Origin of the sequence: Mycobacterium szulgai, assembly GCF_002116635.1 — a bacterium.
GTDB lineage: Bacteria > Actinomycetota > Actinomycetes > Mycobacteriales > Mycobacteriaceae > Mycobacterium > Mycobacterium szulgai.
This window is the reverse complement of sequence record NZ_LQPW01000122.1, coordinates 1-18,630: the sequence shown is the minus strand read 5'-3', so window position 1 is coordinate 18,630 and position 18,630 is coordinate 1. Positions and strand designations below refer to the sequence as shown.

At 64.0% G+C, this 18,630-nt stretch carries 18 protein-coding genes and 1 pseudogene; 4 read left to right on the top strand and 15 right to left on the bottom strand.

The window, feature by feature from the left end:
- The 12 genes and pseudogenes from AWC27_RS17195 to secY all read right to left on the bottom strand — a co-directional run.
- On the bottom strand, positions 1-487 hold a 487-nt coding region (locus AWC27_RS17195), incomplete at its 3' end, for a PE family protein (RefSeq protein WP_139837058.1).
- Positions 488-580: 93 nt separating this feature from the next.
- On the bottom strand, positions 581-1,126 hold the full coding sequence (locus tag AWC27_RS17190; RefSeq protein ID WP_085671594.1) for a TIGR03086 family metal-binding protein: 546 nt from the start codon (positions 1,124-1,126) through the stop codon (positions 581-583).
- Positions 1,127-1,147: 21 nt separating this feature from the next.
- Positions 1,148-1,648 (bottom strand): MarR family transcriptional regulator, encoded by a 501-nt coding sequence (locus tag AWC27_RS17185; RefSeq protein WP_085671592.1) that lies wholly within the window; start codon positions 1,646-1,648, stop codon positions 1,148-1,150.
- Between the two features lie 8 nt (positions 1,649-1,656).
- A complete protein-coding gene (locus AWC27_RS17180; protein WP_245847223.1) occupies positions 1,657-2,646 on the bottom strand; it encodes a pyridoxal phosphate-dependent aminotransferase in 990 nt (329 codons plus the stop codon).
- 74 nt (positions 2,647-2,720) lie between these two features.
- Positions 2,721-3,740 carry a 3-oxoacyl-ACP synthase III family protein gene (locus AWC27_RS17175; protein WP_085671590.1) on the bottom strand — a complete coding sequence of 340 codons (1,020 nt, stop codon included), beginning with the start codon at positions 3,738-3,740 and terminating at the stop codon, positions 2,721-2,723.
- Positions 3,737-4,393, bottom strand: a complete 657-nt coding sequence (locus tag AWC27_RS17170; RefSeq protein WP_085671589.1) for an SRPBCC family protein — start codon at positions 4,391-4,393, stop codon at positions 3,737-3,739. The genes AWC27_RS17175 and AWC27_RS17170 overlap by 4 nt, the downstream gene beginning before the upstream one ends.
- Positions 4,374-6,074 (bottom strand): thiamine pyrophosphate-binding protein, encoded by a 1,701-nt coding sequence (locus AWC27_RS17165; RefSeq protein ID WP_085671588.1) that lies wholly within the window; start codon positions 6,072-6,074, stop codon positions 4,374-4,376. Before AWC27_RS17165 ends, AWC27_RS17170 begins: the two co-directional genes overlap by 20 nt.
- A 48-nt stretch (positions 6,075-6,122) precedes the next feature.
- On the bottom strand, positions 6,123-6,839 hold the full coding sequence (locus tag AWC27_RS17160; protein WP_139837057.1) for an anti-sigma factor family protein: 717 nt from the start codon (positions 6,837-6,839) through the stop codon (positions 6,123-6,125).
- A gap of 57 nt (positions 6,840-6,896) precedes the next feature.
- Entirely contained in the window at positions 6,897-7,442 is a 546-nt protein-coding gene (locus AWC27_RS17155; protein ID WP_083116140.1) for a sigma-70 family RNA polymerase sigma factor, read from the bottom strand.
- Between the two features lie 58 nt (positions 7,443-7,500).
- On the bottom strand, positions 7,501-8,301 hold the full coding sequence (gene map, locus AWC27_RS17150) for a type I methionyl aminopeptidase (RefSeq protein ID WP_085671586.1): 801 nt from the start codon (positions 8,299-8,301) through the stop codon (positions 7,501-7,503).
- Positions 8,302-8,366: 65 nt separating this feature from the next.
- Positions 8,367-8,906: pseudogene (locus AWC27_RS17145) on the bottom strand (adenylate kinase); the annotation flags it as partial.
- Positions 8,903-10,228: a preprotein translocase subunit SecY gene (gene secY / locus AWC27_RS17140; RefSeq protein ID WP_083116137.1), complete on the bottom strand. Its 1,326-nt coding sequence runs from the start codon at positions 10,226-10,228 to the stop codon at positions 8,903-8,905. The gene secY and the pseudogene AWC27_RS17145, both read right to left, overlap by 4 nt.
- Positions 10,229-10,455: 227 nt before the next feature.
- On the opposite strand from secY, the gene AWC27_RS17135 reads away from it, so the two are divergent.
- Positions 10,456-11,400 carry a class I SAM-dependent methyltransferase gene (locus AWC27_RS17135; RefSeq protein WP_085671585.1) on the top strand — a complete coding sequence of 315 codons (945 nt, stop codon included), beginning with the start codon at positions 10,456-10,458 and terminating at the stop codon, positions 11,398-11,400.
- Here the strand turns inward: AWC27_RS17135 and AWC27_RS17130 are convergent.
- Positions 11,381-12,655, bottom strand: a complete 1,275-nt coding sequence (locus AWC27_RS17130; RefSeq protein ID WP_085671584.1) for a cytochrome P450 — start codon at positions 12,653-12,655, stop codon at positions 11,381-11,383. The genes AWC27_RS17135 and AWC27_RS17130 overlap by 20 nt on opposite strands.
- Positions 12,656-12,768: 113 nt before the next feature.
- Between AWC27_RS17130 and AWC27_RS31210 the strand changes: the two genes are divergently transcribed.
- The 3 genes from AWC27_RS31210 (at position 12,769) to AWC27_RS17115 (ending at position 14,993) form a co-directional block, all read left to right on the top strand.
- The gene (locus AWC27_RS31210) at positions 12,769-12,930 is read left to right on the top strand and encodes a hypothetical protein (protein WP_169726810.1); all 162 of its coding nucleotides are present in this window, start codon (positions 12,769-12,771) and stop codon (positions 12,928-12,930) included.
- Positions 12,931-14,001, top strand: a complete 1,071-nt coding sequence (locus AWC27_RS17120) for a M29 family metallopeptidase (protein WP_085671582.1) — start codon at positions 12,931-12,933, stop codon at positions 13,999-14,001.
- A 152-nt stretch (positions 14,002-14,153) separates the two neighbouring features.
- Positions 14,154-14,993 carry a class I SAM-dependent methyltransferase gene (locus AWC27_RS17115; RefSeq protein WP_085671593.1) on the top strand — a complete coding sequence of 280 codons (840 nt, stop codon included), beginning with the start codon at positions 14,154-14,156 and terminating at the stop codon, positions 14,991-14,993.
- A gap of 5 nt (positions 14,994-14,998) precedes the next feature.
- On the opposite strand, the gene AWC27_RS17110 is transcribed toward AWC27_RS17115, so the two are convergent.
- Both AWC27_RS17110 and AWC27_RS17105 read right to left on the bottom strand, forming a co-directional pair.
- Complete coding sequence (locus AWC27_RS17110) at positions 14,999-16,831, bottom strand: flavin-containing monooxygenase (protein ID WP_085671581.1); 1,833 nt, start codon at positions 16,829-16,831, stop codon at positions 14,999-15,001.
- A gap of 32 nt (positions 16,832-16,863) precedes the next feature.
- On the bottom strand, positions 16,864-18,630 hold a 1,767-nt coding region (locus AWC27_RS17105), incomplete at its 5' end, for a thioesterase domain-containing protein (protein ID WP_139837056.1).

Sequence of the window (18,630 nt, the reverse complement as noted above, 5' to 3'; positions counted from 1 at the left end):
CTCTGCCCAACAGCCCGGCGGCCCCACCGGCACCGCCCACCGTGCCGGACCCGCCGACGCCACCGTTGCCGAACAGCAACCCACCGGCCCCGCCCGCGGCCCCGCTTCCCGCCGCCCCGTTGGCGCCGTTGCCGATCAGCGGCCGTCCCAGCGCGCTCATGAAGGGCTGATTCACCAAGTTGAGCAGCTGCTGCAGCGGCGACACGGCGGCGGCATCAGCGGCCACATACGAGCCCGCACCCGCGGTCAGGGCCTGCACGAACTGGTCGTGAAAAGCCGCCGCCTGCGCGCCCAGCGCCTGATAGGACTGGGCGTGCGCGCTGAACAGCGCCGCCACGGCCTCCGATATCTCGTCGGCGCCTGCGGCCAGCAACGCCGCCGTGGGAGCCGCCGCAGCGGTATTGGCCGCGCCGATCGTCGACCCGATACTCGCCAAACTCGTTGCGGCCTCTGCCATCAACTCCGGCACCGCGATCACGAACGACATGGCCACCTCCTAGTACGCCGACCGGATTGGTCGTCACCCTGCGGAGAGTGGACATGGCGCGCGCTGCTACCGATCCCAACAATCGCGGCGGCGCTACACCTCTCGGCCCAGGAACGCGGCCAGCTGATCGGCCGCCGTGTGCCCCGATGAGCACGGCTGCTCGTCGTGGAACGGCTTACCCGGCCCGCGGAATTGAGGTCCGACGAAGTTGCGTGCGGCAGCCAGTTGCTCGGCCGCCAGCTCTGGATCGATATCGGTGGATTGGCCGGTGGCAGCGGCGAGATCCCAGGCGTGGGTCAGCACATCGGTGGTGCGGATCCCGATGAAGAATTGGCCGGGAAGTTCCCCGAAGGGCAGGTTGAACGTGGTGGTCAAGCCGTCCGGTCCGGCGAACACCGCCTGGGCGGCCGCGGCCGCGGTCCGGTGTGCCGCGCCGACGCCCTCGGGCCGGTCCGGCGGCTCGACGGGGTTGGCCGCCCATCGCCCGACTTGCTCGTTGCCGCCGATGACATGCTCGATCAGATCGTTGACCGTCCACTCCGAACAGGGCGTGCCGGCGTCTAACTGATCAACACCGACGTTAGCCAGGACTCCTGCGAAGGCGTCCTGGGCGCGCTGGTGAGCAACAAGAGGGTCCATTTTCATGCCTTTCTATTCCGTTTAGAAGTCGCCGGCTGTGCGCCGCAACGTTTCAATGGACGACACCAGCGCCTGCGATTCCTCGGCTGCCATACCGATGTCGGCGAATACCTGCTCGTTGAGGGTGACGGTGGCGTCCTCGACGGTGGAGCGGCCCAGTTGGGTGATCTGGACCAACGTGGTTCGCCCGTCGGTGGGGTGCGGGACCCGTTCCACCAACCCGTCGGCCTCCAGGCGGCGGATCGCATGGGTGACGCTGGTGACGTGCACCTGCAGCCGGTCTGAGGCCTTGGTGATCGGTAGCGCTCCGGTGCGGCTGAACGCCAACAGCCGCAGCAGCTCGAAGCGCGAGAAACTCAGATCGTAGGGGCGCAGCGCGGTTTCGACGCGGGCCAGCAAGATCTGATGCGCACGCATCACCGACGTGACTGCCACCATGCCCTGCGACACATCGCCCCAGCCGGCTCGCTCCCAGTTGGCTCGGGCGGCGGCTATGGGGTCACGCTTTTGTGAGGCAGCCACGCCCCTTCTTACCGCACTTGCCCCACCGCCGACAGCACCGCCGTGGTGGACGCGCGGTTGCCCACGGTGACGCGTGCCCCACCGTCGGCGTACAACCGCACCTGCAGCCCGCTGTGCGCGAACACCTCGTGCCACAGCCGCCCCCTTGCCGGCAGGTACATGAAGTTGGCGTGCGCGTCGGTTGTGTACGTCCGCATCGCGCTCAGCCGCATCCGCAGATAGCGCCGTTCGGCGGTAATCACCCGGACCCGTTGCAGCAGTTGCTCTTCGGCTTCGTAGGAGGCCGCGACCGCGAGCAGGCCGGAGCTCGCGATGCCGAACGGCAGCTGATGCGCCCACAGCGTGGCCGCCAGCTCCGCTGTAGCCAGCCCATAGCCGATACGCAGACCCGCCAGCCCGTATGCCTTCGAAAACGTCCTTACCACAACGACATTGGCGAAGCATGCTAGCAAAGCCCGGACGTCGATGCGTAGCTCGGGGGCGACGAATTCGATGTAAGCCTCATCGAGCAGCACCACCGTGTCCGGCGGAACACGCTGCAGAAATCTGACGATCTCGGCCGACGGCTCCAGGGTGCCGGTCGGATTGTGCGGCCGGCACACCACCACCACCCGGGCGTGCGCGGCGACTTCGGCCAGCCCGTCGAGATTGTTGTGGCCATGCTCGTCGAGCGGGACCGTCACGACGTTGAGCCGGGCCATTTGCGCCACGATCGGATACCCGTCGAACGTCGGCGCCGACATGGCGATCGCGTCGCCGGGAGCGGTCAGCGCCTGCAACGCCTGCATCACCACTCCGGTTGCCCCGGCGCCCAGCACGACCTGGTCGGCGGGCAGACCGAGATGGCCGGCGATCACGTTGCGCAGGCGCTCGGGCAGGAACTCGGGATAGCGATTGGCCGCATCGATGGAGCGGATCAATGCCGAACGTACCGCCGGCAGCGGCGGAAACGGATTCTCGTTGAGCGACAAGGCGGATGGGTCGATCGCATTCGGCATCGCATCGTCTAGCTGAAAAGCGCAGGAACTTTCTATGCTTTCAGCGCTTTCAGTGGCCCCCCCGGCGGCTGCCATCAGGCCCGCCCACCCCAGCGCACCGCGGCCGCACCGGCGAAGTCGCCGGCGTGCGCGAAGGCTGCCATCATGATCACGTCACCGGCCTTGAGCTGGCCCGCGGAGATCGCGCGGTCCAGGTTGACTGGGATCCCGGCACCGAACAGATTGCCACACTCATCAAAGGTGTCCCGGTGTCGTTCGGCCGGCAACTCGAGCGCCTCACGCCAGTTGCGCAGAAACACCCGGTTGGGCTGATTGGTGACCAACAGATCAATGTCCTTGGCGTCCATTCCGATTCGATCACATACCGCAAGTGCGACTTCGGGGACCTGCCGGTTACCGCGGGCCAGGACTTTGGTGATCTTGCTTTCGGTGAAACCGATGGAGCCCTCCCCCGAGCCGGCTTGCCACCACTTGCGGGGCGGGTCGTAGGCCAGCGTCATCTCACCGGCGTATTCGCCATAGGTGCGGCACTCAATACCGAGCACGGGCGACTCGTCGGACAAGGTGACCAGTCCGACCGCGGCACCGTCGCCCGGTACCGCGGACTGCGCCTTGCGGCGCACGCCGGGCTGGTCGAAGAACTGACCGGCGGCGTTCTGGGCGATGGCGATCAATGCCGTCTGCCCCTGACCCGATACCAGCAGTTGGCGAGCCACGTTGAGCGCCAACACAAATGCCGCACAACCGCCGTTGTGCAGGTCGAGCACCCAGGACGGCCGCATCCCCAGCCGGTGGGCGATGCCACCCCCTTGGCCGTAGAAGGCCATATCGGGTACCTGAGTGTGAGTGATCAGCACGTCGGCGCCCTCGACGACGTCAGGCCCGTGGCGCTCGATCAGACCCTGCGCCGCGCGCTCGATCATGTCGATCGAACTCTCCTCCGGCGACACGTGATGGCGGAATTTCGGGGCCCGGAACATCACGTTGTCGCGCAGATCGTCGGACTCGGCGAACTGGGCGTAGTAGTCGGCTCCGATCGGTTCACCGGGCAGGTAGCCGGAAACGTCGGTCAGGCTGACCACGGGCTGGCTCACGACGCCTCTCTCATCCACTCGGGGGTGACCGGCAGCCCATTGTGGTGCCGATATTCGGCGATGGCCTTGAGGTTCTTCAGTTCCAGCAGATGGCCGGCGCCGAACATGTCCCAGAAGTCGCCGACCCACACCGGACGCTGCGGGGGTGCGGCTTCCGGATACGGGTTCTCGTCGTAGAACGGGTGATGGCAATTCGTCCACAGCACAACCGATCCCGGCTTGTCCAGGACCACCTGAGCATCGACGACGCGCATCAGGTAGATCATCCACAGGTGCATGCCCTGGTCCCAGGCGCAGTGATAGTCGACGGTCCGGGCATCTTCGTTGGCAATGGTGCGGGTGTAGATCTTGGTCTCCGAACCGAGGCGGTCGTGGGCCAGCCACAGCCCCGGTTCGCCGGTGGGTTCGAAGCCGCGCAGGCTGTAGGTCCACTCTTCGAGGCTGCGAGTGTCGGCCAGGTAGCCGAACAGTTCGTCGGGCGGGCAATCGATGAAATCGTTGACGGTGCAGTAATCACCGAAGACCTCGTGGTGCGGGTACACCGAGCGCATCATCTCCATGATGATCGGGGTGGCCTTCTCCCGCGGGCTGGTTTCGATTCGGGTCACCCCGTCAATGGGGCTGCGGATATCCTCAAGCGCTGGCAACGACATCGGCTCGGCTCTCCTTCGTGGTAGTGAGAAACGGTGCGAACGGCGGGATTTCGTCGGCGGCGCATTCGACGCTGACCACCGTGGGACCGTCGGCGTCCAATGCCGTGCGCATCGCCGCGGCGAGCCCGTCGAGGTTGCTGACGTCGACAGCGGCCAATCCCGGAAACATCGCCGCCAGACCGGCACCCAATTGGCTGGGCCGGAAGCGGTTGTAGCTGTAGAGATCGTCGTAGAAGAGCTGCTCGCGGGTAACGCACATGGCGTGGGCGTTGTTGTTGAACACGATGAAAGTCACCGCAAGCCGGTACTGCACCGCGGTGTGCACCTCCATGCCGTGCATGAAAAACGCCCCGTCCCCGGCGATTACGATGGCTCGCCCGCCGGGTCGTCCGGTGTTGGCGCGCCCGAATGCCATTCCGATCCCGGCACCGAAGCTGTAGCCCATGCCACCCATCCCGAGCGCGACGGTGAATCTGCCGTCTCGCCGCGCCGGCAGGTAGTGGATTGCGGCCGCACCGGTGTTTCCGGCGTCGACCACGATGTCCGTCCCGTCGGGCAGCACCCCGTCGAGCACGGCCATGGCATCCCGGTACCGCACCCCGGCGCCGGCGAAGGCCGGTGCGGCCAGCTCGGTGCGGCACACCGCGTCGGGTACGCGCACACCCGTGGGCCGGCCGGCTCCGGAAAGCGCCTCGGTGAGCATGCGTAACGAGCCGCGCAAGTCGTCGGTGTGCACGTGCGCGCACCGAACATACGGGGGCGCCGACCCGATCGAGATCGTTCGCACGGACTCGAGCGCGTCGTCGAGACCACTGCGCGCGGTGACCGAAAGCCGGGTGCCAACTACCAGGCACACCGCGCTGGTTGCCACCGCCTCCACCACGCCGGGATGGCCCATCACCCCGGTGACCCCGAGCGCTGACGACGACCCGAAACCCGGTGTGCCCGCGACATCTTTGGCATCGGGAACGGTCGCCACCCGGGCGCGCAGCACCGTGCGCAGCACTTCGAGTTCGCTGCGCGCGTTGTCGCGGGCCACCTGCTCGCCGGCGATGATGGTGACCGGCCCAGTCACCCCGCGCAGCAGCTTGACGATCTGCTGTGGATTGCCGATGGGCCGCGGCTCCTGCACCCCCGTCACGCGACCCACTTCCACGTACGCTTGCTGAATGTCCTTGGGTAGCAGGAGAACTGCCGGTCCACCGGTGCGGGCCGCAGCGATCGCCCTGGGCAACGCGAACACGATGTCGGCCGGTGCAAGCACTCGCTGGCACGACACCGACACCGCGCCAAACACCGCCGCGGCGTCCAGCGATCCATTGCGGCCGCTGGTGTCCTGAAAGCTGCCCCGGCCGTCCATCGACGAGGGGGCCTGACCGACCAACGCCAGCACCGGGACACGGCTGGCCAGCGACTCGCCCAGTCCCGCGACGAGATTCAGCGCGCCGCCGCCGGAAGTGGCGGCTACGACACCAAGCCCGGCGCCGCTACGGCTGTATCCGTCGGCCATCGCGGCCGCGGAGAACTCATGCTTGGCCAGTACCGCGGTGATCGAGGACTGGAAATGAGCCGCGTCGTACAGGTCCTCGATGTTGGCGCCGTCAACCCCGAAGATGTGGTCGATTCCGATTGCCGCGAGCTGCTCGACGATGTAGTCGACCACCCGGTACTTCCTGGGCATGTCTCTAACACGACGGGCAGCGAACTTCAGTTCATCGAAAAGTCAGGTCTACAGAGAGCGCTGCAGCAGGATCTGTCCGCTTTCAGCCGAAACCACCTGAACCGCGGCGATCTGGTCGACCGGCGTGGAAATGCTGCCCGCCGGCGTTGCGGTGTGACCGGGCTCGGCCACCCAGGTCGCCAGCCGGGTTTGGCTGCCGTCGCGGCCAACCACGACCATGGCCAGCGTGTCGTGATGAGCGTCCGGCGGTGCCAGGCAGACGCACTGCAGGTTGATGAACGTCCCCCAATTATGACTGCTGAACGAAACCGTCGAGGTCAGCAGATTCGTGCCGACCTGCGCCATCGGCTGGGCCGACACGGTCGCTTGCTGCGGGACAGCGGAATGCCCTTGCAGGCCCACCAGCACACCGATGCCCAGCACCACAGCCGCGGCGGCCGAGGCCGCCCAGGTGGTCAGACGGGTCCGCCGACGGCGCCAGCGCACCGTCGCCAACAGTGACGGCAGCAACTCCGGCGACATCTGCGGCGCCGCCGCCACCGGACCGGATTCGTCGAGAGCGGCCACGTCGGCCGGGCTCAGTTGGGAAAGCAGGGCCGGCACGCCGCACAATTCGGCCACGGCTTCCCGGCATGGCTGGCAATGGGCCATGTGCTCTTCGAATTCGCGGCGATCGGCCGCCGACAATGACCCAAGAACGTAAGCGGCATCCCACGTCACATAGCGGTCACCGGGCGGGCCAAGCCCCTGAAGCGGTGTCCTCATGTCATCCATCTCCTGTCACCCTCAAGTATTCGGAGCCGACGATCGTCTGGATGGCCGTCATCGTGTGACTCCAAGTTCCTGCAGAGTGAGCCGCAATGCCCGCACCGCATAGTGTAGGCGCGACTTCACTGTTCCTTCCGCGATTCCCAGGTCAGTGGCGATCTGGGCAGTAGTCCAGCCGCGGTAGTAGGACCGCTCGATCACCGCCCGATGCTCGATGGACAGTTGCGCCATCGCGTCGGTTATCAGCAGCCGGTCCAGCGCCGCGTTCACCTCGTCCGGTGTCGACTGCTCGGGGGCGCCGTCCACGTCGGTCGAGGCGACGACGTTGCGAGCGCGCGCGCTGCGTCGCTCGTCGATGATCATGTTGCGTGCCACGGTGAACAACCACGCCCGTGCTGACCTTTCCGTGTCGCCGATGACCTCCGGATGCTGCCAGGCTCGCAACAGCGTCTCCTGGACGACGTCCTCGGCCTGGCTTGCGTCTTGTGTCAAGCGGAGCGCATAGCGCCAGAGAACCGCGGCATGCTCGTCATAGAGAGCCTTCATCAGAGCGGCTTCCGCTGCCCCGGACGACCCCCGAGTGCCGGCCACGCGAGCCACTCGACCACCTCCGCCTACTGACACGAGTGGAGTATGCGTCTAGTTCAATTGTTCAGCGCTAGGCGAGGGTCAGAATGCGTGGCCCGTCTTCGGTGACTGCCACAGTGTGTTCCCAGTGCGCGGCGCGCGACCCATCGACGGTGGTAACCGTCCACTTGTCATCGAGCACCACCGTTCTGGTGGTGCCCAGGGTCAACATCGGCTCGATGGCCAGCACCGAACCCGCCGCCAGCAGCGGCCCCCGCCCGGGCGTCCCTTCGTTGGGCAGGAACGGATCCATGTGCATCTGGCGGCCGATGCCGTGGCCGCCGTAGCCCTCCACGATCCCGAATGCACGGTCGTAGCGGATTTCGGCGTCGCGGGTCCCTGTTTCGATGGCGTGGGCGACGTCGGTCAAGCGGTTGCCGACGACCATGGCCGCGATTCCGGCCTCCAGCGATTCCTTGGTCGCCGCCGACAGCGCCTCGTCGGCCGGGATGAGGGCGCCGATCCCGAAGGTGATCGCCGCGTCACCATGCCAGCCGTCGAGCACCGCGCCGCAGTCGATGGATACCAGGTCCCCGTGTGCCAGGATTTCGGCTGCCGACGGGATGCCGTGCACCACCCGGTCGTTGACCGAAGCACAGATCGATGCAGGGTATCCGTGATAGCCCAGGAATGACGGAACGGCGCCGGCCTCGCGGATCACCGACTCGGCGATCTCGTCCAGGCTCAGGCTCGAGACCCCGGCGACCGCGGCCGCGCGGACCGCTGCCAGCGCGGCAGCGACGACGGCACCGGCCGCGGCCATCGCGTCGAGTTCGCCGGCAGTGCGGGTCGGCACGACCCTGCGACCTCGCAGTCGTGCCAACGCTCGCATGCTTACTGGCCCGGGATAGATGAGGGGCGACCCGCAGTGCCCGGCTCCGCCGCGCTTGCGATCACCCCCAAAGCCGCCAGCGCGCGCGCGAAGACTTCGTCCACGGTGCCTACGGCATCGACAGTCTTCAACTCGTCGCTGTAGTACTCCAGCAGTGGGGCGGTCTCGTCACGGTAGACCTTCATCCGGTTGAGGATGACCTCGTCGGTGTCGTCGGCGCGACCGCGGCCCTTGAGCCGGGTCAGCAGTTCCTCCTCGGACACCCGGAACTCCACAACGGAATCGATGTCGGTGCCCCGGCGACCCAGCATCTCGTGCAGCGCCTTGGCCTGCTCCAGTGAGCGCGGGTACCCGTCGAGGATGAATCCGTTGGCCGCGTCCGGGTCGTTAAGCCGGTCGTCGACGAGCTCGTTGGTCAGTTCCGACGGCACCAGGTCACCGGCGTCCAGATAACGCTTGGCCTCCACGCCCAGCTTGGTGCCTTCTTGGATATTGCTCCGGAAGAGTTCGCCAGTGGAGATCTGTGGAATGCCGAGCTTTTCAGCCAGCTTCTGGGCCTGCGTCCCCTTGCCCGCTCCCGGCGGTCCCAGCAAAACAACTCTCACTTGAGGAACCCTTCGTAATTGCGCTGCATGAGCTGACTCTCGATTTGTTTGACCGTATCCAAGCCGACGCCGATCATGATCAGCACCGCAGTACCCCCGAAGGGTAAGTTCTGGACACCGCCGCCGTTGCCGATCTGCAGGAACATGTTAGGCAACACTGCGATAACGCCCAGGTAGATCGACCCTGGAAGGGTAATACGACTCAGCACATAACGCAGATAATCGGCCGTCGGCCGTCCCGGCCGGATACCCGGAATGAAGCCGCCGTACTTCTTCATCTCGTCGGCGCGCTCGTCGGGGTTGAACGTGATCGACACATAGAAGTACGTGAAGAACACGATGAGCCCGAAATAGATGCCGATATAGGCGGGGTTGCTGGGGTCGGACAGGTAGGTGCCGACGAATTTGTCCCACCAGCTGTGACCCACGCCGCCGCTACCGCTGCGAATCAGCTGGGTGATCAGATGCGGGATGTAGATCAGCGACGACGCGAAGATCACCGGGATAACGCCGGCCTGGTTGACCTTCAGCGGCAGGTAAGTCGAGGTTCCGCCGTACATCCGCCGGCCCACCATGCGCTTGGCGTATTGCACCGGGATGCGGCGCTGGCCCTGCTCGACGAAGACGACGCCGACGATGATGATCAGTGCGGCCACGCAGACCGCCGTGAAAATGGCGCCGCCGCGGCTTTCCAGGATGTCGTGTCCCTCGGCGGGAATGCGGGCGGCGATGCCGACGAAGATCAGCAGCGACATGCCGTTGCCGATGCCGCGTTCGGTGATCAGCTCGCCCATCCACATCACCAGCGCCGCGCCCGCGGTCATCACCAGCACGATGACCACTGAGGCGAAGATGCTCTGGTCGGAGATGATGTCCAGCTGGCAGCCCTGCAGCAGTCCGCCGTTGGCGGCCAGCGCCACGATGCTGGTCGCCTGCAGGATGGCCAGTGCGATCGCCAGGTAGCGGGTGTACTGGGTCATCTTGGCCTGGCCGGACTGGCCTTCTTTGCGCAGTTCTTCGAAGCGCGGGATGACCACGGTCAACAGCTGCACGATGATGCTGGCGGTGATGTAGGGCATCACGCCCACCGCGAACACCGTGAGCTTCAGTAGCGCGCCGCCGGAGAACAGGTTGATCAGGGAGTAGATCTGTCCGGCAGCGCCGCCGCTGGCCTCTTTGATGCATTGCTGCACGTTGGGGATGTTGACACCGGGCGACGGCAGCGCAGCCCCAACGCGGTACAGAACCACGATGCCCAACGTGAAGAGGATCTTCCGTCTCAAGTCCACTGTTCGCAGTGACGAGATGAAAGCCGAAAGCACTCTTCCTCCTGTGCAGCCGGGGGTTAACCTGCGTTACGCGCCCAACACCCGCAGGCCAGGACGTACGGCCGCATTATCTACAGCGCGTCAAACCGTGTACGAGACTAACAGCTGGTTTGGGCAGGTCCGTCCAGGGCCGCTGGGTTGCGCCGGTCGAGGCGTACAGTCTTGGTAGCTCATTATATTGGCTAAGTAATCTCATTGAATCTCATCGGCAGGAGCGATGCATGACCCAGACGGGCACCGCACGGTTTGACGGCGACACCTGGGACCTGGCGTCCAGCGTGGGTTTGACGGCCACCATGGTGGCCGCGGCGCGCGCGGTGGCTGCCCGGGATCCCGGCGGCGCGGGGGCCGTCGCAACCGACTGCTTCGCCGAGCCACTCGTCCGCGCGGTGGGCGTCGACTTCTTCACCAAGATGGCCGCTGGCCAGCTCGACGGTGCTGACCTCGACGAAGAGACCGCGAGTGGCGTGCAGCACTTCGCCAACGCGATGGCCGTGCGGACCCGATTTTTCGACGATTTCTTCCTCGGCGCGACCGCGGCCGGAATCCGGCAGGCCGTGATTCTCGCGTCCGGCTTGGATTCGCGCGCATACCGGCTGCCGTGGCCGGCGGGGACCACCGTGTTCGAAATCGATCAGCCGCAGGTGATCGAGTTCAAGTCCACGACGTTGTCCGGGCTGAACGCGCAGCCCACCGCGGATCGTCGCACCGTAGCAGTCGACTTGCGCGACGACTGGCCGGCCGAGCTGCGCGCGGCCGGCTTCGACCCGGCACAGCGCACCGCCTGGATCGCCGAAGGGCTGCTGGGATACCTGCCGGCCGAGGCACAGGACCGCCTGCTCGACCAGATCACCGCCCTTAGCGTGCCGGGTAGCCGGTTCGCCACCGAGGGGCTGCCCGACATCAACGAACTCAACGAGGACGAACTCCGGCGCCGCATGCGCCGCCAGAACGAGCGGTGGAACCGGCACGGCTTCGATCTCGACATGGCCGCCCTGGTGTATTTCGACGACCGGACCGACGCCGGCACTTATCTGGCCGACCACGGGTGGCGGATCACCGGCTCGGCCAACTCGGAGCTTTTCGCCGCGCACGGCCTGCCGTTGGGCGTGGGCGATGACGCTCCGTTCGGCGACGTCGTCTACCTCAGCGCCGAGCTGGACTGAACTCGAGGTGTAACTCGGTCAGCGCCCGCAGCGTGTACGTGGGCGCGTAGCCGTACCTGCGAGCGGCGGCCGGGCCGTGTTCGGCTGGATTCAATTCGATCTGAGTCATCCGGTCCAGAAGGCGCTCGAGGGAAACGCGTGCCTCCGCCCGGGCCAGCGTCGCACCCGGACAGGTGTGGGCTCCGCGGCCGAACGCCACATGGTCGCGCGCATTGGGCCGATTCAGCTGGAATTCATGCGCATCCTCGAACTTGCGGGGGTCGCGGTTGATGGCTCCCGGGCACACCATCACCGTGGTGCCCGCGGCAATAGCAACGCCGCCGAGCGTGGTCGTCTTGCGCGCCAGCCGGAAATCGCTTTTCACCGGACTTTCCATCCGAAGCACTTCCTCGACGAATTTCGGGATCCGGCTGTGGTCGTCTCGCAGCAGGGTCACCAGGTCAGGGCGCTCGGCCAGCAGCCGCATCGACCAACTCAGCAGCACCGCGGTGGCACCGCGCGCCGCCGTAAACAGCAGTGTGGCGCTGCGGGCGACATCGGCGACTTCGGGTGTCGACCCGTCGGGATAGCGCGCTTGGGCCAGCCGCGTCAACACATCCGCACGAGGTTGGCGCCGCCGCTGCGCCAGGTAGTGGCCGAACTTCTCGTCAAGCCACTCCAGCGAATTGTGTTGCACCGGTGACTGGTCCATCGCGCCCGCGGGGACGCTCGGGCGCGGCGCCTCGAACGTGTCGCGGTCGCGGGCCGGTATGCCGAACAGGTCCGCAATCACTCCGGCGGAGTATGGCTTGGCGTATTCGGATACGAACTCGCACCTGCCGGTGCCGATGAAGCGGTCGATCTGCTCGTCAGCCCGGCGCCGCAGCAGCTGCTCGTTCGCCTTGATACGGGTGGGCGTCAGCAAACGGCTCAGCAGGGACCGCGCCCGGGCATGCTCGGGTGGGTCCATCGTGGTCAGGTATTCGTTCATCGGCATCTGGTCGCGATACTGCTCGATCTGCTCGGTGATGTCGTCACCCGCCGGCTCGAAGGGCAACGGCGGAAACGGTCCGCCCACCGCCACGATCGACGAGTACGTCTCGCAGTCCTTGTAGACGACGCAACCCTCCTCGTGACCGGTGACAGCAACCACACCGTGATGCGGCAGTTTGACCACCGGGCCCTCGCCCCGTAGGCGCTCGAAGTAGGGGTATGGGTTTGGCAGCAGGGTCTCGTCGGTGAAGAAGTCGATCGAGTCCGGATCGTCAGCTAACACTTTGCTTCCAGCAACACTTCCCCTAAGTAATCATCCGCTTGATTTATTATTGCATATGTGCAACATTGCTTGTGCCGATGCAGTTCGGTGTCTCAATCAGAAAGGGATGGTCAATGTCCATCGTTGTCAACAGCAACCAACCGCTCGCTTCCAAGGGTCTTTCAGCTGCAGATCTCGAGACGCTTCGTACCGTCAACGCCAAGATCGCGCTCGCTCGCACCGACCCGGCAAACGTCGCCGACGACGCCTGGCTCTGCATCTGCACCGTCCACTGAATGGACGCGGAGGAAAGGGGAGCCGATCCGTCGGTGATTCACGGCATGGAGATGCTGTGCTCCAGTTATCTCGAGTTGCGGCCGCAAGACCGGGTTCTCATTCTTTACTCTGACGAGCTCGAGGGTGAGCACGACCAGGGCCTGCTCGAGGTACTGCGGGCACGCATCGATGACGGTGCGGCCGATGTCGAGCTGAAACCAGCCGACTACCTTGACGATTGCGTTCCGGCGGACCGCGATGTGCTCTTGCTGGTGAGCATGGTGTCCAGCCCACACCGCGGAAAGGTGCTCGAATATCTCGAGTCCGCCGCCGGCCGCACCCGCGTCTTTCGGCTCTTCAATTTCTCCGCCGAGTTGTTCAGGCTGGCGCTCGCCATGGAGCGCCAAGCCCTGGACTCTTTGAACAGCTCGATCATCGCGGCGGCCAAGGCCACGCGGGACATCCATGTCACAAACGGGTTTGGCACAGACCTACACATCCGTCCGCTGGAAGATGGCGGCTGGACGAACAGTTGCGGCTATTTCGGCGGCCAGTTCCCGGGCATCCTGCCGCCGGGCGAGGTCAACACCTACACCCCGCACGTGACCGGAACGTTCGTCGCGGACGGCGCCCTCAACTCGAGCTTCGGGTTTCCCGGCGACCCCCGGTTGGCCGATCACCCGGTCACTCTGGAAATTACGGACTCCACGGTCACCGGGGCCAGTTGTGCCGACCCGCTGATCGCGGGCATCTTGAACAACTTCTTCGAAGTCGAGAATGCCGACCGAGTGGGCGAGGTCGGTTTCGGCACCAATGAAGGCATAACGGAGTGGGTCGATTTCGTATCGCACATCAATGAGCGCCACGCGGGCTTGCACCTCGGGCTGGGCAGTCCGACACAGCCGAAGACAAAGGTCGGCTGGACCGCGCCGCTGCATCTCGACCTGATCCTGGATGACTGTTCAATCTGGTTCGACAATGCGCTCGTGTTCGCTGACGGCCGCTGGGATCGCGGCGCACTTCGCAGCTTGAATCCCGACCCCGCTGCCGTCTCGAAAATGGTTGACGTCCTGCACGTTGACGCCGTTTGATGCCGCTGGCGCAGCCGGCGGGCATGATCGTTGGGTAGGCCAACCGAACGGCAATCAGGAGCGCTGTGACCAATTCCGAGACCAATTCCGACCCGAAGCGATCCGCCGGTGACAGCTGGGACCTGGCATCGAGTGTGGGGGCGACGGCAACAATGGTCGCGGCCGCCCGCGCGCTGGCCAGTGAGGAGGCCGACCCGATCATCAGCGACCCGTTCGCGGCGCCACTCGTCCGTGCGGTCGGCCTGCCCTTCTTCACCCGGCTCGTGGACGGTGAGATACCGGACGCCACGACTCCGGACGCCGCCGGCGACTTACGGCTGGTGACCAATTCGATCGCGGTTCGCACCCGCTTCTTCGACCAATTCCTGCTCGATGCCTCTCGCGCCGGCATTCGGCAACTGGTCATATTGGCCGCCGGCCTGGATGCCCGCACCTACCGGTTGCCCTGGCCGCGCGGCACCGTCGTCTACGAAATCGATCAGCCCAAGGTCATCGAGTTCAAGAACGCCACCCTCTCAGCACTGGGCGCCACGCCCGCGGCACACCGCAAGGCCGTCAGCATCGATCTACGCGACGACTGGCCAGATGCCTTGCACCACAGTGGATTTGACCAGCAATTGCCGACCGCCTGGATCGCCGAAGGCCTGCTGATGTATCTTCCGCCGGAAGCCCAGGACCGGCTCTTCGACAACATCACCGCGCTTAGCGCACCCGGCAGTCAGCTGGCCACCGAGTACCACCCGGATTCCGGCGAGTCGATGAGCCAGCGCGCCCAGGAGTTCACCCAAAGGTGGATCAATCTGGGCTGCGACATCGACCTGTCGGGGCTGTTCTTCGACGGTGAACGCACGAGTGTCGTCGACTACCTGACCAGTCACGGGTGGCAGGTGGACACCCGGGCGCGCCGGGACCTGTCCACCGATTACGGCCGGGTCCTCGACGACGACGCGTCACAGCTGAGCAACGTCATTGCCGTTACCGCGACACGCTGAAGTCACTAATCATCCAGCTCCCATAGACTCGGGTTCAGCGCCAAAGCCTTTGGGCGCACATGAGGTGGCCAAAGTGAACTCGCCATGAAATAGAACATACTGAGCAGGCTATCGGCCGGCAGCTCTTCGCTCATGAGTGATTTCTTGGCGTCGCCCTGCATGCTATGGGGGCCGACGATCCGGTAGCACAACTGATTGAATGGGTAAAACCAAAGTTTCACCAGAAGCTCGGGTTCATCAACTAACTGTTCGCAGGTGGGTAAGCACCCTATATCTTTCGCGATCGAGTCGAGGAAAAAGAGTTGTGACGGAACCGCCTCGGAGTGGCGAGGACTCAGCTCGGTCCACTTCTCCTCCCACGCCTTGTCCGCTTTGATCCGGTCAATGATATCTGCGGGCAGCTCGAGCTTATCGCTGCAAAGAAGGGCGAAGTACCGAGCCTGCATCTCTGCGCAAATAGGAATGCCGCCGCTGAATGGCCTGACGAACCCGATAAGCGCAAGACGGCCGCCATGGTCGGGATGGAACGCGTGTTTGTACAAATAACGGACGTTGTTCTCTGGGATTTCCACACCGCGCAAGAATGAGAAATCGCGTTCGAACCCGGTACACAGAACGATGCAATCGTAATCTTTGGCTGTCCGATCCTTGAAGTAGACCGTACTGCCTTCTATAGTCTCGATGTCGCTATCGTTGACCTGTATCTTCCCATTCAAGACGTTGGGCACAAACGAAACGTTCTTACAGAAGATTACACGTGGAGAGTAAGCATCTTCTCCCTCGTGGGACTTTCGATTCCATTCGGAGATGTATTCGAATGTCTCCTTGTTTGCCTCAGTGAATAAATCCAGCTTCGGGGGGTACAACGGTTGACCTAGGCTATTCTGTGGGTCGAGGTCATCAACGTCGACGGTCGGCGCTCCGAGTATTACCTTCGCCATGGCATCGGTTACTGCGGTTAACGGCTCTCCGCGGCCCTCGGCCAAGAGGTCCGTACCGAGCGATTCCAGATCGAATGAGCCTGCGGCTTTTGTCATTGCCGCCAGCATTCCATGCTGCCTGATGGCGTCCATGAAGGAAGCCGCTGACATTGTCTCGTCCCGGAAGAAAGCACCCATGGGGAAGGGATGCTCCGACGAGCGGACGTACATCTCATAATGATGCGCCCGAAGCGTCGTGCTATCTGTCGAATATTGCCCATCGTAGAGACGAGGGACTAGATAGGAACGCGAGCGTATGGCCAGCGTGCACTCGGACGAGACTTCCGAAATCTGCCTGACGATATCGGCGCCAGATTCGGAAAGGCCGATAACAAGTACGCGCTTGCCTTCAAACTTGCGATTATTCCGGTACCGAGAGGAATGGATCACTTCACCGGAGAATCGCTTCAGATAAGGAATGCTGGTCGCCGGCGTCTGGAACGGACCGCTGCAGACGGCGAGCGCTTGGAATAGGTGGTGCTCTTGGCGCCCGTTGGCGGTAACCGAAACCTTCCAGTCGTCACCGGATTTCTCGATGGCTTCGACCGTAGAATTGAACCTGATGCATTGCCGCAGCCCATACTTGTCGGTGTAGTCGTTCAAATACTTTAAGTAGCCTTGGCGATCGGCAAAGACTCGGTCCTCCACCATGAAGTCCGAAAATGACATGAGTTTCATCGAAATGGTGAGGTACAAATCATCGTAAGCCTTCATCGATTCACGGTCCTCGCCGTCGCGGTACCAGATACCGCCGATGTCGGCGCTTTTTTCAAGGCATACGACGTCATGCCCCTCGTCGCGCAGCTGTTTTATCGTCGTCAAGCCTGACGGGCCGGCTCCGATCACGCCTACTTTCACAGTTATCTCCTCGAACTCACTTCGCCGGCTGGTTAGCCTTCTAATACCGCTCTGAGTTGCTTACCAAACAACTCAACCGATTGAGCGGTTAACATCTCATGGTGGGTGCAATCAACTGGATAATCCGCGATATCACCGGTTACATATGGTTGCCAGCTTTGCCGGATTGCTCCAATAGGCGCGCTGCGCGTTGCCGAAAATATCGTTAGGTCGCCATCAAACACGTCAACCGTGTGTTCAGATCGGTACTGAATATTAGCCTTCGTATTCTTAACGATGAGATTGCGTAGTTCTCCGAACGGAACCGCTGCGTGCCGATGGCTTACTGAGTCAAACTGATCCACAATTAAGGCATCGTCATCAATATGTTCAGCACCATAAATGTTTATTGCGTCATCGTGGCTGGCCGCAGCGTCTAAAATTATCAGACGTCGGACCTCAAATCCACGACGGCTAAGCTCAATGGCGAGCTCGTGGGCTACGTTTCCGCCGAAGGACCAGCCAAGAATGTTGTACGGGCCCCCGGGATAAAACTCTATGAGCCGCTGGGCGTAATCCTTCGCCAGGCTGCGAACCGATCCAGAATCAGCGTGTGTGTCTTGTTGGATACCGACAATCGGACAATCTAGATACGGACCCAGCGCACGGTATGGCCAGCTAACGCCGCCGCCGTGATGGATGCAGAACAGCGGAGATCCAGAACCCTCTTGCAGCACCCTGACTGGCGCGAACTCCAACGCACGGCTAGGTGCATCAAGGAGCGAGACGAGGCTCATCACCGTCGGCGCGTCGAACAACGCGCGCACGTTCAGGCTGGTGTCCAGAGAAGCGTTGATCGCGGCGATGGCCCGCATCGCCGACAACGAATCCCCACCCAAATCGAAGAAGGAATCATCGATGCCCACCCGGTCAACGCCTAAGACCTGAGCATAAATGCCGGCCAGGATTTCCTCGGTCAAACTCGTTGGAGCCCGATAACTTTCGGTGCCCGCGTACTGCGGAACCGGCAACGCCTTAGTGTCGAGTTTGCCGTTAAGCGTCAACGGCAACTGACCCATCACCACCACCGCCGCGGGCACCATATACCCCGGCAACACCCCAGCCAGCTGCGCACGCACCGCCACCGGATCAACCACGCCCGTCACATACCCCACCAACCGCGTATCACCAGGACGATCCTCGCGCGCGATCACCACCGCCTGATCCACCCCATCCACACCAGCCAACACCCCAGCAACCTCACCCGGCTCCACCCGATGCCCCCGAATCTTGACCTGCTCATCAGCACGCCCCAAAAACTCCAACTCCCCACCCACACCCCAACGCACCACATCCCCCGTGCGATACATGCGCGTTCCGGGGGCCCCGGCCCCGCCGAACGGACTTGCGATGAAACGGGATGCGGTCAATCCGGGCCGGCGCCAGTACCCGGCGCCCACTCCCCTGCCCGCGATATACAGCTCACCCACCACACCCGGCGGAACCGGGCGTAGCCGCTGATCGAGCACGAACAGCGCCGCACCCGATACCGGCGACCCGATCGGCGGCGCGCCTGAACCCGGCCGAAGTGGTGCGCTCATCGACGCGTAAATCGTTGCCTCGGTTGGGCCGTAGGCGTTGATCATCACCCGCCCCGGCGCCCACCGCTGCGCGACCTCGGCCGGGCAGGCCTCGCCGGCCACCACCAACGCCGCAGCTTCCAGGCCCTGCGGCGCCAACATGGCTGCGGCTGAGGGAGTTTGACTCAAGACATCGACCCGTTCGCCGGCCAGCAAGGCGTGCAGATCCCCGGGTGAACC

Excerpts from the sequence above, each read along its gene's own strand:
- AWC27_RS17135 (WP_085671585.1), top strand. The coding sequence starts at position 10,456 with ATGACCCAGACGGGCACCGCACGGTTTGACGGCGACACCTGGGACCTG.
- AWC27_RS17165 (WP_085671588.1), bottom strand. The coding sequence starts at position 6,074 with ATGCCCAGGAAGTACCGGGTGGTCGACTACATCGTCGAGCAGCTCGCG.
- AWC27_RS17120 (WP_085671582.1), top strand. The coding sequence starts at position 12,931 with ATGGACGCGGAGGAAAGGGGAGCCGATCCGTCGGTGATTCACGGCATG.
- AWC27_RS17115 (WP_085671593.1), top strand. The coding sequence starts at position 14,154 with ATGGTCGCGGCCGCCCGCGCGCTGGCCAGTGAGGAGGCCGACCCGATC.
- AWC27_RS31210 (WP_169726810.1), top strand. The coding sequence starts at position 12,769 with ATGTCCATCGTTGTCAACAGCAACCAACCGCTCGCTTCCAAGGGTCTT.
- AWC27_RS17190 (WP_085671594.1), bottom strand. The coding sequence starts at position 1,126 with ATGGACCCTCTTGTTGCTCACCAGCGCGCCCAGGACGCCTTCGCAGGA.
- AWC27_RS17160 (WP_139837057.1), bottom strand. The coding sequence starts at position 6,839 with ATGAGGACACCGCTTCAGGGGCTTGGCCCGCCCGGTGACCGCTATGTG.
- AWC27_RS17180 (WP_245847223.1), bottom strand. The coding sequence starts at position 2,646 with ATGCCGAATGCGATCGACCCATCCGCCTTGTCGCTCAACGAGAATCCG.
- AWC27_RS17170 (WP_085671589.1), bottom strand. The coding sequence starts at position 4,393 with ATGTCGTTGCCAGCGCTTGAGGATATCCGCAGCCCCATTGACGGGGTG.
- map (WP_085671586.1), bottom strand. The coding sequence starts at position 8,301 with ATGCGAGCGTTGGCACGACTGCGAGGTCGCAGGGTCGTGCCGACCCGC.